Consider the following 13,373-nt stretch of genomic DNA (forward strand, 5'->3'; position numbering starts at 1 on the left):
GCAACAATGGAGTAATGGCGGCATGATCATTGGATTGACGGGCGGTATCGCCTCAGGAAAATCGACTGTCGCAAGACTGTTCGGCGAGCTTGGTGTCAGGTGGGTCGACGCCGATGACATTGCGCGTGAAGTGGTGGCCCCCGGTGAACCGGCCTTGAAGGCCATCGTCGATCGCTACGGTGACACCATCCTCAACCGTGAAGGTCGTCTCGACCGCAGCGCACTGCGTGACATCGTCTTTGCCAACGAAAAGGAACGTCGCTGGCTCGAAGCCACCACCCACCCACGGATCAGAGAACGGCTGACCACACGACTGGCCCTGCTGCAACAGCAGGACAGCCCCTACGTGCTGCTGGTTTCTCCGCTGTTGTTTGAGTCCGGTCAAGCCGACATGGTCCAGCGCAAGCTTGTGGTCGACGTGGCCGAGGACGTCCAGATGGAACGCGCCATGGCCCGCGACAAGATCGATGCTGACCAGGCCAAGGCTATTCTGGGTTCACAAATGCCGCGGGAAAAACGCCTCTCTCTCGCCGATGACGTCCTCGTCAACGAAGGGGATCTCAGCGCACTAGTCGACGCGGTCAAAGCGCTGGATGAACGCTATCGTGCCATGGCGGGTAGCTGATACAACTGATGCTCAGCGAATAGCACTGGTGAATAGCACTGGTGAATAGCATTGGTGAATAGTACTGGCGCATAGCCATTCGCAGCTCCAGACTCACGCCCCAACCGCATTCCGAGACATATGGCGAGCACCGCTGAAGACGGTGCCAAGCCCCACCACCTGACAGAAGGAGACCCAACATGTCCCAAACGGCATCCCAGGGGCCACTCAAGGTCGCTTGCCCCCAGTGCCGCAAAGAGGTGCTTTGGACCAGCGACAACGAGTTTCGGCCTTTCTGCAGCAAACGCTGCCGGCTGCTCGATCTGGGCGCATGGGCCGACGGCAGCCACCGTATTGCGGGAGAGCCCGCGATGGACGAAACCAGTATTGACGAATGGGTTGCGCGGGCAGAACGCGACCTGTACCAGCAGGACTGAGCCAATGCCACGCGATGGGCACGACACGTCAGCCTCAGCGCCGTCCTATCAATGGCTCGCGGCACTCGATCAGGCCTTTGATCGCCTGGTAGACAGGGCGCATCAGGTCGCCGATGCCTGGGCGGCGTCCGGGCTCGGCGGATGGGCATTTGGCAGGGATAAGGTGGATCCTGAGTGGCTTCGCCAGTCCTTGCTCGACCTATGGTATGTCGACGGCCAGGATGGCCGAGTCACCCAAAGCCACGTTGGACTGGTCTGCTGCGACGACGCCACCTACGCCGCTGCGCAACGATTGAATGAGGCCAAGAGTGATTTGTCCCACCAACTGGCAGAGATTCGTCAGCACTCGCCGCAGTTGATGGCAGAGATCAAGGCTCGGCTGCCCCAGCGACATCCCGACCTCAACCAGCATCTAGGCGGTGCCGGCCTTGCCCGTCTTCACCTGAAACAGGCATGGCGCCACGTCCCCGTGGCCGAGGCCTCCGTGGATCGCGTGCGGTTGGCATGGTACAGCAGCGGCAGGTCGATCAAGCGGATCAGTGTGGCCGATGCGGAACAGAAACTGCTGGCACTCGACAGCGAGGCGGCCCATATCCGCATACAACTGAAGCGTTTAGCGGGTATTCCCTCAAGCGAGATGCTGGCACAGGTGCAACGCCAGGCGCCGCTGATGCGCGCCAATCTCTTCTATCACGAGCCACTGACTGACGGCCGCATGCGGCGAGCCATGAATGTCGCCCTACCGCTTTTCCTGCCGCAGCAGCACCTTCCACGACACAACCTGCCTCCGCTTGCCCCGCCACTGGAGCGTCAGCGCGCCCGGCGCAGTGACGAACGCCTCGAAGACACACCTTTTCTGCCGAGTCTAAGAGCCTACCGCTACCGTTGATCGCACCAGCACTCCGTGCCGCCAGCAACCACTGCCTGTACGCCAGCAAGGCGACAGACGCCAGGCCAGTCAGGGTCGATACTCCCCTTGGCGGCGTCAGTGCGCCCTAGACGTGCGATATCACTGACAGTCTTTTGCGGAATATCCAACAAGGAGTCGTCGCCCAAGACGACTGCAGAAACAGCACAGTCAGGCCATCATGTCACAAACTGTAATCACTCGCGTCACTACCGAGACGCAACAGGCGAAAGATGACCTGACCACTGCTGGCTCCGGCAGGCACCGCGATCAGGCCACGCGCCCCATGGATTGCAGCAGCGTGACGAGTTCGGTGACGGTTTCCGGACTCTGAGCGTATTCCTGAATCAACGCATGCAAGCGACGCTCGAAGTCTTCTTCACGCTGCCGGCGCTCCTCTTCCTCAACGCTGTCAATGGTGCGCACAGGCGGTCCGGTGGGAATCTCGGCGGCCTTGCTCGGGTTGTCCAGGCTGCGAAGCGCTTCCGCGAAGGCATCATCCAACTCACGAAAGCGGCGCAGTTTTTCGCGTTCGTCCATAGGCTTGGGGGAACTCTGAGATTTCATTTGTTACCAGTCGTTAACATCAACAGGGATAAGCCGAATCGAGCATGCTGGCAAACCAGCGTATCAAAAAAGGACCAAGAAATCGCGATTTCTTCCTCTATAACAGCATCTTAACTGCTCAAATGGCACAGGATTTTTGTGCACAAACAATCAAAACGGCACATTGCACTTGCCAACCAAAGTGGCTAGACTGCATAACTACGTAACAGGATGTATCTTAACGCAACAAACTTTCATCATTATATTTCGGGACAGATGGATGTCCCGGTAACAATGACCACGGGACAGACGCTCGGATTCGTCCTCCGAGGACCCAGCAAGGGGTCAGGTCCATCGCGATGGTTCAGGGAGGCATGACCATGTTCAACGAGATGATGCGCGCCGAAATCTGGCTCCAGGAGACCTTGGACAGCCAGCTCAGTATTGAAGACCTCGCCACCCGTATGGGGTACTCCTCATCTCAGGTGCGCAGGCGCTTCCGCCAGTCATTTGGCATCTCGCCCAGCGCCTATCGCGACATGCTGCGACTGGAAAAAGCCGCCAGGCTCCTGATCCACACGCCACACGGCGTCCATGATATCGCCAGGCGCTGCGGATATCGCAACCACTCGGCGTTTACTCGCGCCTTCCAGCGTCGCTATCGCGTCGCCCCCCGCGAATATCGTCAGAATCAGCGCCTGGAGCTCTACCGCCAGCGCCACAACCTGCCCCACTTCTCGGTCAAGATGGCAGACCTGCCTCTGCGCCGCGCCGCGGTCACCCGTCTGTATCAGCCGCCGGAAATCATCGAGAACCTGGATAACTGGCAACGCAATGCAGAAGGCGCCTACGATCTGCCGGCACGCCTCACCAACGCCGCGCCAATCGCCATCCTGCATGACCATCCGCTGGCCAGTGAATCCCCGCGTATCGACCTTGGGGTCCATGTCGACGAGGAACATGCCCACCGCCTGGCGCTACCGCTGCCCTTCCGACTCGTCATGTTGCCGGCGCAGCGTCATGCCTGCATCACCCTTGAGGACAGTTCACACCTCACCAGTGCAATGCTGTTCATGGCCTGCAGAGGACTGTCTGAACACGGGGTCTACCTCAGCGGTGAGGCGCCGCAACTGGTCAAAGGCAAGTATGGGCTGGAACTGAGATTGCCGCTACTCGAGGAAGACTGACCTTCCGCGAACCAATATTCATGCCTTCCCTTGAAGTGGCCACCTCCGTGGCCACTTTTTTTTCTGCGGTCATCATACCAGAATTTCACGCCGTCGCTGCCACCGTCAGCCACTACTGAGGGCTGTACGCTGCCTTTACCACACGCGGCTACTCACAAGGGGCTACCCACAAGGGGCTACCCACAAGCAGACAGCGGGGAATACGAGGCGCTTGCAGCAATCTGCGCCACTCTACAACCCGAGCCACTGCCCCAACAATAGCCTTGGCGCTAGCCAGGACGACTGCCCGGATAACGACCTTCAAGACATCCAAGGCGACTGTCCCCTCTGTATCAGTTGCACCCCTGACCTTTCCCCCAGGCAACGGACAGCAGGCATCGTGCTACGGCGATCAGGCTGACCTGCTGCACGGCCACGCCTATATGCTGTCAGCGCAATGTCACGCCATGACATAGAGCGATACATCTAAGAACACAATGGACACAGCCTTGGCTGCCCTGCCTGGACGCCACAGGGGCCACATCTCGGGGGGAACCACCCTCTATACCACCCTCGTCATCAGACTCTACAAGAACCCTGCGGGATGTGAGAGCCCCCCCCCGGGTGCCGGCGACAGTATCAACCAAGTGACGCTGGTGGGCTATGTGCCCTGACGGTGGCGAGGCGATATCAAGTAAACGCCTAAAGGACACACCAAGCCTCGCCCTACCGGCGTTAAAACGACATCGCCCGAGCAGGATGACGGTGACATTTCACCGTTCCCTACCCGGGCGAGCGATCATGACGGGAGCTACGCTACATCAAAGGCTGTATCACCGCTCCGTCACAAAGCGCTGGCGTTAGCCTTCAACACGAACCAGCCAGGATTCGACGGTATCGTTGCCGTGCTCTTCCTTCCAGGCTTTCAGTGTCTTGTGGTTACCACCACGAGTTTCCACCACTTCGCCGGTATTCGGGTTCTTGTAGATCTTCAGCTTGCGCTTGCGGCGACCACCAGCGGCGGGTGCAGCAGCCTTGCCAGCGGCAGCGGGCTTCGGCTGAAGGATAGCGATAACGTCGGAGGCACTCTTATCGAACTCTTTCATCAGTTCTTCGAGCTTTCCCTTGAACTCGAGCTCTGACTTAAGACGATCGTCATTCTGCAGTTGATCGAGTCGCTGCTGGAGCTGCTGCAGCTGCTGCTCCATCTGCATGTAGTCATTCAACAATGAAGACATTGGCGTAAACCTGTAGTAGTTGCTTTCGGATGCCGCGGTATTATCACTCTTGCATCTCTGTGTGACAACCATCTTTAACAACGCACACTAGGTCGAGACACCACAATGATAGATACACTGCGGCAATGTAGGGGCAAGATCGGACAATAATTAACCTAACCCCCATCGCTAACGTTGTCCAGCCCCGCCTTCTGTCCCACTATCTGGCAAGCGGAATGGAATACTTGGCTTGAGCGAACATATGACAACGTGAACAAAAAAAGGAAATAGCCACTAAAGATTTTACTAATATAATTGAGGCATATTTGGCAACGGTGCGTGGAACAATATGTCGCCATATCGATACAGGCGCGACATTCAACCTCCTTGTCTCACAAAGTAAACAGTATTAACTGTTTTCCTGACGTCATCGCCCTCGCCACACGACATCAGCAACGCCCTACCGCAGTGGGCCTACTATGGGCTCCCTCCATATCTATGCATGCACAGACACACGGCTATCCCACCCTCCTTGACGCTACCCACGGCACTGAAACATCCCGCTGACACAGGCTCTCTACGGCTCTGGATGATCTATCACCAGGAGCTCTCTACCGCTCAGAACGATCTATCGCCAGGCATCCTCTATTGCGAGGCACCGTCTATTGCCAGGCGCTCGCTATTTTCGGGTACGCTCGGCATCTAGATGCCACGAAGAGCGTGCCTCCATGTTACGGCGAACAAGATCTGGTGAAGCATTCACCAGCAAGGCGTGGCCGGTATCACAGAGATGGCTCTCTCATTCTCCCTGACAACCTCTTTCAGCATATGGTGGTGTGACCGCTATGCCCTGCCCTCTCGGTTTGCACGGGGGTTTGCATAGGGTTTTCGCGGAGGACACCCATTCAAAGGAGATAGCGCTTTTATAAAGCGCTATCTTTCCCTGAAGGGTCTTTGTTCATGAAGATCTTCTCGCCATGAAGGTTGTCTTGCTATGAAGGTTGTCTTGCTATGAGAAGCGTCTTTGCAGGAAGGGCGTCTTGCCCGGCCGAGGCGTCGCCAATCTGACATATATTTACAACTAGCAAGATCGGCTTGACGCCTTGGAACCCACGTCCAGTATCACTCCGTCTATTCGCTTCGCCGTGTCGGGGTTGCTAAGTACCCGCCCAATGTCTCCGTCGGTGCACTTGGTATTGTGCCGTCACTTTATATCCGAGACCCCAAGCGAGCGGTACATATAAATGATGAGACAAAAAAAAGCGCCTCCCGAAGGAGGCGCCTTGAACCTTGTCGTGCTCGACGTGAGTCGAGAGGCGACTTAGTCCTGACCCATCTGCTGCTTGATGAGGTCGCCGATGGTGGTCGGGCCACCGGTCTCGACTTCCTGCTCGCGCAGCTTGGTCATGTTGCGACGCGTGTCGTCCTGATCCTTGGCCTTGACGGACAGGGCGATCTGGCGGTTCTTGCGATCGACGCCGACGATGCGGGCCTCGACGCTGTCGCCTTCGTTCAGCACGTTGCGTGCGTCTTCGACGCGGTCAGCGCTGATTTCAGAGGCTTTCAGCACGGCGATGACGTCGGTAGCCAGCTCGACGTGAGCTTCCTTGGCATCAACCTCAACAACGCGACCAGTGACCACAGTGCCCTTGTCGTTCACAGACAGGAACTCGGCAACCGGATCGGTATCGAGCTGCTTGATACCCAGGGAGATGCGCTCACGCTCCGGATCGATGGACAGGATGACGGCTTCCGCTTCGTCGCCCTTCTTGAAGGAGCGCACGGCTTCTTCGCCAGTCTCGGTCCAGGAGATGTCGGACAGGTGAACCAGGCCGTCGATGCCACCGTCCAGACCGATGAAGATACCGAAGTCGGTGATGGACTTGATGGTACCCGCAACGCGGTCGCCCTTGTTGAACTGGGCGTTGAAGGTTTCCCACGGGTTGGCAGTGCACTGCTTGATACCCAGGGAAATACGACGACGCTCTTCGTCGATGTCCAGCACCATGACGTCGACATCGTCACCGACCTGAACCACTTTGGACGGATGGATGTTCTTGTTGGTCCAGTCCATTTCAGAGACGTGAACCAGACCTTCGACACCCTCTTCCAGCTCGGCGAAGCAGCCGTAGTCGGTGAGGTTGGTGACGCGAGCGTGCACCTTGGTGCCTTCCGGGTAACGATCCTTGATGTTGACCCAGGGATCTTCGCCCAGCTGCTTGAGACCCAGAGAAACGCGGTTGCGCTCACGGTCAAACTTGAGCACCTTGACGCTGATCTCGTCGCCAACAGCAACGATTTCGCTCGGATGCTTGATACGCTTCCACGCCATGTCGGTGATGTGGAGCAGGCCGTCAACGCCGCCCAGATCAACGAAGGCACCGTAGTCGGTCAGGTTCTTGACGATACCGATGATCTGCTGACCTTCCTGCAGGGTCGCCAGCAGAGCTTCACGCTCGGCACTGTTCTCGGCTTCGAGCACGGCGCGGCGAGAAACGACAACGTTGTTGCGCTTCGGATCGAGCTTGATGACCTTGAAGTCCAGCTCTTTGTTTTCCAGGTGCGTGGTGTCGCGCACCGGACGAACGTCGACCAGGGAGCCCGGCAGGAAGGCACGGATGGAGTCGACGTCGACAGTGAAGCCGCCCTTGACCTTGCCGTTGATCACGCCCTTGACGATCTCTTCCTTCTCGAAGGCAGCTTCCAGCACCTTCCACGCTTCGGCGCGCTTGGCCTTCTCGCGGGACAGGCGGGTTTCACCGAAGCCGTCTTCCACGGCTTCGAGGGCCACGTGGACCTCGTCACCAACGGCAATGGTCAGCTCGCCGCTGTCGTCGCGGAATTGCGCGGCAGGGATCTGACCTTCGGACTTCAGGCCGGCATTGACGGTGACCCAGTCACCTTCGATGTCGACGACAGTCGCCGCGACGATCGCGCCCGGCTCCATGTTGATGTCCTGGAGAGACTGTTCAAACAGTTCAGCAAAGCTTTCGCTCATGATGTTCCTACGTGATCAACGTTGAGTGCGGCAGGGCCGCTTCTCCGCACCACCAGCAAGTGCGGGCCATATTCAAAAACCCCCGGGGATGTTGACACTGGTTAGACCTGAACGAGTTTTCCGTTTCATGCACTCGAGCACGTCGTGACATCTTGCCGGGGACGCCGCAAGGGAGTTCAGAAGTCTCAGCAAAGACCCTTTCGGGACAAGAGCTGGGTCAGCCGATCCACCACTTCCGGTATGCTCAGGCTTGTCGTGTCCAGCTCGATGGCATCATCGGCCGGCACCAGCGGGGCGACACTGCGATTCGTATCGCGGTCGTCTCGCGCCTGAATCTCCTTCAAAAGACTCGATAGACTAGCATCGACGCCTGCCTCCCGCAACTGGAGATGGCGCCGTCGCGCCCTCTCCTCTGCGCTTGCGGTGAGGAAAATCTTCAGTGGCGCAGCGGTGAACACCACGGTGCCCATGTCGCGACCGTCGGCCACCAGCCCAGGGGCCTTGCGGAAGTCCCGCTGACGCTTGAGCAGCGCCTGGCGCACCGCGGGCAGAGCGGCCACCAGAGAGGCACTGTTACCGACCTGCTCGGTGCGAATTTCCCGGGTCACATCCACGCCTTCCAGCTCGACGATGACCTCACCATCCGTCGCCCGAAACACCACATCGAGCTGACGCGCCAGCCGCTCCAGCTGACCCTCGTCATCCAGCGCAATACCCCGCTGAAGGGCTGACAGGGCTGTCAGGCGATACAGACAGCCGCTGTCCAGCAGATGCCAGCCCAGCCGCTCGGCGATCAGGCGGCTGATCGTACCCTTGCCCGCCCCACCAGGACCATCAATGGTCAATACCGGGACGTCAGCGTGTTCGATCTGGCTCATGCCCCCTCCTCACGCGCCTCTTCACGCAGCTCATCGAGCTGAAGACCGACACCGCGGGCAAGCTCCACGAAGCCGGGGAATGACGTCGCCACGTTGGCGCAGTCGTTGACCTCGATCGGCGCACTGGCCCGCAGCGCCGCGATGGTGAACGCCATGGCGATGCGGTGATCTTCATGACTCTCCACAGTGCCGCCAGCGTAATTGGCGCCGTCGCCGCCCTTGCCGACGATGTCGATGCCATCATCGTAGAGGGTATTCTCGATACCCAGCGCGCTCATGCCGTCGGCCATGGACTGCAGGCGGTCAGACTCCTTGACGCGCAGCTCCTCAGCCCCACGCAGGCGCGTGACGCCCTGGGCATTGGCGGCCGCGATGAACAGCGCAGGAAACTCGTCGATGGCCAGCGGCACCTGGTCCACCGGAATATCGATGCCGGAAAGGGGCCGATAGCGGATATGCAGATCAGCGACCGGTTCGCCGCCCACCTCACGCTGATTGTCGAGGCGCAGGTCCGCCCCCATGGCCAGCAGGATGTTGATCACGCCAATCCGGGTCGGGTTGATACCGACATGTTCCAGCACCAGGTCAGAGCCCGGCGTGATGGCTGCCGCTACCAGAAAGAAGGTCGCCGAAGAGATGTCGGACGGCACATCGATGGGACCCGCAGTCAGGTGACCGCCCCCCTGCAGCCAGCAGGTGTCACCGTCTCGCTGCACGTCGTAGCCAAAGCCGTTGAGCATGCGCTCGGTATGATCCCGGGTCGGCGCAGGCTCACGCACACGGGTTTCGCCTTCGGCAAACATCCCCGCCAAGAGCAGGCACGACTTGACCTGGGCGCTGGCCATGGGCATGTCGTAATGGATTCCCTTGAGCGCCTGACCACCCTTGATCTTGAGCGGCGGACGACCGCCCTCGGCGGTGTCGATGACGGCCCCCATCTGACGCAGAGGGTCTGCCACACGCCCCATCGGACGACGTGTCAGCGAGGTATCGCCGGTCAACTCGGTATCAAATGCCTGGCCGGCCAAGAGACCCGCAAACAGGCGCATGGCGGTGCCGGCATTGCCCACATAGAGAGGGCCCGCCGGCTTCTTCAGGCCGTGCATGCCGACGCCATGAATGGTGACTCGCCCATGATGAGGCCCTTCGATGGCCACGCCCATCTCGCGGAACGCCTGCAAGGTGGCAAGGCTGTCCTCGCCCTCGAGGAAACCGGACACCTCGGTCACCCCTTCAGACAGGGCACCCAGCATGATGGAACGATGTGACACCGACTTGTCACCAGGCACGCGAATGCGACCGGTAACGCTACCACCGGGGGCTACCCGATAGCGCAGCATGGCTGTTTCTTGCATCTGATATTCCGCCTGATAACTGGTCTGGTTGAGCAAGGTATCAAAATAGTGGCGCGCGTGACTGGCCCTATCAAAGGTCCCCAGCAGATGATCCCCATCACCGCGCTCCACCGCCTCACGTAACTGTGCGAGTCCGGCCTCGAAGTCATCCAGCGCCTCAAGCACGGCGCCGCGATTGGCCTGAAAGACATCACGCCACATCACAGGGTCGCTGCCGGCGATCCGGGTAAAATCGCGAAAGCCACCGGCGGCATAGCGAAAGATCTCGAGGCGCTCGTCCTGGCGTGCCAGCGTGTCGACCAGGGAGAACGCCAGCAGATGGGGCAGATGGCTGGTGCGAGCAAGCACCTGGTCGTGACGCGCGATGTCCATCTCCAGCACCTCGGCCCCCGTCAGCTGCCACAGGCTGCGAACCCGCATCAGCGCCTCGTGGTCGGTATCGGCCATGGGCGTCAGGATCACCTTGTGGGCCTGGTACAGATCCGGGTTGGCCGCCGCCACGCCGCTCTTCTCCGAACCCGCAATCGGGTGTCCTAGGACGAAGCGCGGCGGCAACTCGCCAAATGCCGCCACCGCGGCCTCGGCGATGGCGCCCTTGGTGCTGCCTACGTCGGTGATCACCAGGTCGTCCGCGGCCCGATGCCGCAGCGCCTGCAGCTCCGCCATGACTTTGCCCATGGCCATCACCGGCACCGCCAGGATCACCAGGGTCGCCCCGTCGATCACCGACTCGAGAGATGGGCCTCCCGCATCAATCAGGCCCATCTTGACGCCAAGCGCGACCTCCCGCTCGTCGCAATCACACGCCAACAGGGTACTGCCGTCAGCCTGACCGACGCCTGCCTGGCGCAGGGCGGCGGCCAGGGAGCCGCCAATCAATCCAAGACCTACGATGACGATACGCGATGAAGATGGCAAAGGTGAACCACTACTCCCCATGCCTACAGAACCCCCTGGGGGTAGGACCCCAGCACCTTCACCTCGGACACGCGCAGGCGCACTTCCTCCAGTAGCGCCGACACCCTCGGCTCTTCCACATGTCCGCTGAAATCGATGAAGAACACATAGTTCCAGGCGCCAGTGCGGGAGGGACGCGTCTCCAGGCGAGTCAGATCGATCTGGTGGCGATGGAAAGGTTCCAGCAGGTCGTGCAATGCCCCGGGCTGGTTGCGGGTCGCCACCACCAGCGATGTCTTGTCGACACCGGACATCGGCACATCCTGGTTACCGATGATCAAGAAGCGCGTGGAGTTATCCGGGCGATCCTCGATCTTCTCGGCGACGTGCGTCAGGCCGTAAAGCTTGGCGGCCATGTCTCCCGCAATGGCCGCACTATGCCACTCGCTCTTGACCAGGCGAGCGGCCTCGGCATTCGATGACACCGGCACGCGCTCGGCGTGAGGATAGTGGGCATCGAGCCACTTGCGACACTGGGCGAAGGACTGGGGATGGGAATAGATCCGAGAGATCTTATCCTTCAACGTGGTGTCCGCGACCAGCAGATGATGATGGATGCGCAGCACCACCTCACCACTGATACGCAGACCAGAGTCGATGAACGAGTCCAGCGTGTGGTTGATCACCCCTTCGGTAGAGTTTTCCACCGGTACCACGCCATAGTTGACCGCGCCCGCTTCCACCTCGCGGAAGACTTCATCAATCGCCGCCATCGGCAGACTCACGGCACTGTCGCCAAAGTGCTTGAGCGCCGCCTGCTGGGTAAAGGTCCCCTCGGGACCCAGGTAGGCCACCTTGATCGGCTGCTCCAGCGCCAGGCACGCGGACATGATCTCGCGAAACAGTCTGGCCATTTCCTCGCTGTCCAGCGGCCCCTGGTTCAGCTCCATGACCCGACGCAGAACCTGGGCTTCACGCTCAGGACGATAGAACACCGCCTGTGGGTCACTGGCGGTCTTGGTCTCGGCCACCTGGCGCGCGCACTCGGCACGCTCGCTGATCAGGCGCAGAATCTCAGTATCGATATGGTCGATGCGCTGACGCAGCGACGCGAGTCCCGATTCTTTCGAATCACTCATCATGTGTCTCCTTGTCACGCCCTGCCACAGATACGGGCATGTGGCATAGGACGGCTGATCCAACCTGGCGCGGGCCGCGACACATGTTGTATCGCTGCCCTGCTGCCTAGCCGCGCCGCGTCTCGAAATCGCTCATGAAGGCCACCAGCGCATCCACCGCGGCTTCCGGCACGGCGTTGTACAGACTCGCACGCATGCCACCCACACTGCGGTGCCCTTTCAGGTTGAGCAGGCCCGCCGCGTCCGCTTCGCGCAGGAAATCGCCCTCCAGGGCGCTGTCCGCCAGCACGAAGGGCACATTCATCTGAGACCGGTTGCGCTTGGCGATGGGGTTGGAATAGAAGTCACTGGCATCGATGGCGGCGTAAAGCTTGCCAGCCTTGCGCGCATTGATCTCGGCCATGGCGTCTACCCCACCGATGTCCCGCTTGAGCCAGTCAAACACCAGCCCCGCCAGATACCAGCTGTAGGTGGCCGGGGTGTTGATCATCGAACCGGCCTCAGCCAGGGCACGATAGCTGAACAGACTTGGCATGCTGTCCACCGCCCGGTCCAGCAGATCATCACGCACGATCACCAGCACCAGGCCAGCGGGCCCAATGTTCTTCTGGGCACCTGCGTAGATGACGCCGTAGCGCGACACATCCAGAGGCCCCGACAGGATCGTGGACGACAGGTCGGCCACCAGCGGCACCTCGACCCCATCTGCGCGACGGGCGCTGGGCAGATAGTCCAGCGCCAGGCCACCGATGGTCTCGTTGGGCGTCACATGCAGGTACGCGGCATCATCGGACAGCGCAATATCACTATCGCGAGGCGCCTCCACATGCCCATTTGACGCGCTGGAGGCGGCGATGTGGGCGCGACCGAACAGGTGTTGCGCCTCCTTGATGGCCTTCTTGCCCCAGATACCGGTCTCGAGGAAGTTGGCCTGACCGCCGTGGCCCAGCAGGTTGTAAGGTACCGCGGCAAACTGCTGGGTCGCTCCGCCCTGAGTAAACAGCACGCGGTAGTTGTCGGGGACGGCCAGCAGCTCGCGCAGGTCCGCCTCGGCCTGCTCAGCGATGGCAACGTACTCGCTGGAACGGTGACTCATCTCCATCACCGAGAGGCCGCGCCCCTGATAGTCCAGCATCTCGCGCTGAGCGCGCTCAAGTACCGCGGTAGGCAGGGCGGCTGGGCCCGCACAGAAATTATAGTGGCGTGTCATGGTGTCCTGGCGATCGATC

The 13,373-nt window shown here is 60.2% G+C and carries 11 protein-coding genes; 4 read left to right on the plus strand and 7 right to left on the minus strand.

Annotated features, from left to right (window positions below; translation table 11 throughout):
* The first annotated feature begins 22 nt into the window (after positions 1-22).
* From coaE to KUV86_RS09655, 3 genes are all read left to right on the plus strand, one after another.
* The gene (gene coaE, locus KUV86_RS09645; protein ID WP_206938158.1) at positions 23-625 is read left to right on the plus strand and encodes a dephospho-CoA kinase; all 603 of its coding nucleotides are present in this window, start codon (positions 23-25) and stop codon (positions 623-625) included.
* A gap of 179 nt (positions 626-804) precedes the next feature.
* On the plus strand, positions 805-1,041 hold the full coding sequence (gene yacG / locus KUV86_RS09650) for a DNA gyrase inhibitor YacG (RefSeq protein ID WP_206938156.1): 237 nt from the start codon (positions 805-807) through the stop codon (positions 1,039-1,041).
* A gap of 4 nt (positions 1,042-1,045) precedes the next feature.
* On the plus strand, positions 1,046-1,930 hold the full coding sequence (locus tag KUV86_RS09655; RefSeq protein ID WP_206938147.1) for a DNA replication terminus site-binding protein: 885 nt from the start codon (positions 1,046-1,048) through the stop codon (positions 1,928-1,930).
* A 288-nt stretch (positions 1,931-2,218) separates the two neighbouring features.
* Here the strand turns inward: KUV86_RS09655 and KUV86_RS09660 are convergent, their stop codons facing one another.
* Positions 2,219-2,515, minus strand: coding sequence for a hypothetical protein (locus tag KUV86_RS09660; protein ID WP_222484629.1), 297 nt, complete (start codon positions 2,513-2,515; stop codon positions 2,219-2,221).
* A gap of 359 nt (positions 2,516-2,874) precedes the next feature.
* Between KUV86_RS09660 and KUV86_RS09665 the strand changes: the two genes are divergently transcribed.
* On the plus strand, positions 2,875-3,681 hold the full coding sequence (locus tag KUV86_RS09665) for a helix-turn-helix transcriptional regulator (protein ID WP_206938142.1): 807 nt from the start codon (positions 2,875-2,877) through the stop codon (positions 3,679-3,681).
* An 839-nt stretch (positions 3,682-4,520) separates the two neighbouring features.
* On the opposite strand, the gene KUV86_RS09670 is transcribed toward KUV86_RS09665, so the two are convergent.
* The 6 genes from KUV86_RS09670 to serC all read right to left on the minus strand — a co-directional run bounded on the left by KUV86_RS09670 (position 4,521) and on the right by serC (position 13,354).
* Entirely contained in the window at positions 4,521-4,898 is a 378-nt protein-coding gene (locus tag KUV86_RS09670) for a histone-like nucleoid-structuring protein, MvaT/MvaU family (RefSeq protein ID WP_222239353.1), read from the minus strand.
* 1,300 nt (positions 4,899-6,198) lie between these two features.
* Positions 6,199-7,875, minus strand: coding sequence for a 30S ribosomal protein S1 (gene rpsA, locus KUV86_RS09675; RefSeq protein WP_206938138.1), 1,677 nt, complete (start codon positions 7,873-7,875; stop codon positions 6,199-6,201).
* 185 nt (positions 7,876-8,060) lie between these two features.
* Positions 8,061-8,753: a (d)CMP kinase gene (gene cmk / locus KUV86_RS09680; protein WP_206938136.1), complete on the minus strand. Its 693-nt coding sequence runs from the start codon at positions 8,751-8,753 to the stop codon at positions 8,061-8,063.
* Entirely contained in the window at positions 8,750-11,047 is a 2,298-nt protein-coding gene (locus KUV86_RS09685; RefSeq protein ID WP_222484630.1) for a bifunctional prephenate dehydrogenase/3-phosphoshikimate 1-carboxyvinyltransferase, read from the minus strand. The genes cmk and KUV86_RS09685 overlap by 4 nt, the downstream gene beginning before the upstream one ends.
* 2 nt (positions 11,048-11,049) lie before the next feature.
* Positions 11,050-12,144, minus strand: a complete 1,095-nt coding sequence (pheA, locus tag KUV86_RS09690) for a prephenate dehydratase (protein ID WP_222163157.1) — start codon at positions 12,142-12,144, stop codon at positions 11,050-11,052.
* Between the two features lie 106 nt (positions 12,145-12,250).
* Positions 12,251-13,354, minus strand: a complete 1,104-nt coding sequence (gene serC / locus KUV86_RS09695; protein ID WP_222484652.1) for a 3-phosphoserine/phosphohydroxythreonine transaminase — start codon at positions 13,352-13,354, stop codon at positions 12,251-12,253.
* Positions 13,355-13,373 lie beyond the last annotated feature (19 nt).

The sequence above is a fragment of the Halomonas sp. DP8Y7-3 genome (genome assembly GCF_019801675.1).
GTDB lineage: Bacteria > Pseudomonadota > Gammaproteobacteria > Pseudomonadales > Halomonadaceae > Halomonas > Halomonas litopenaei_A.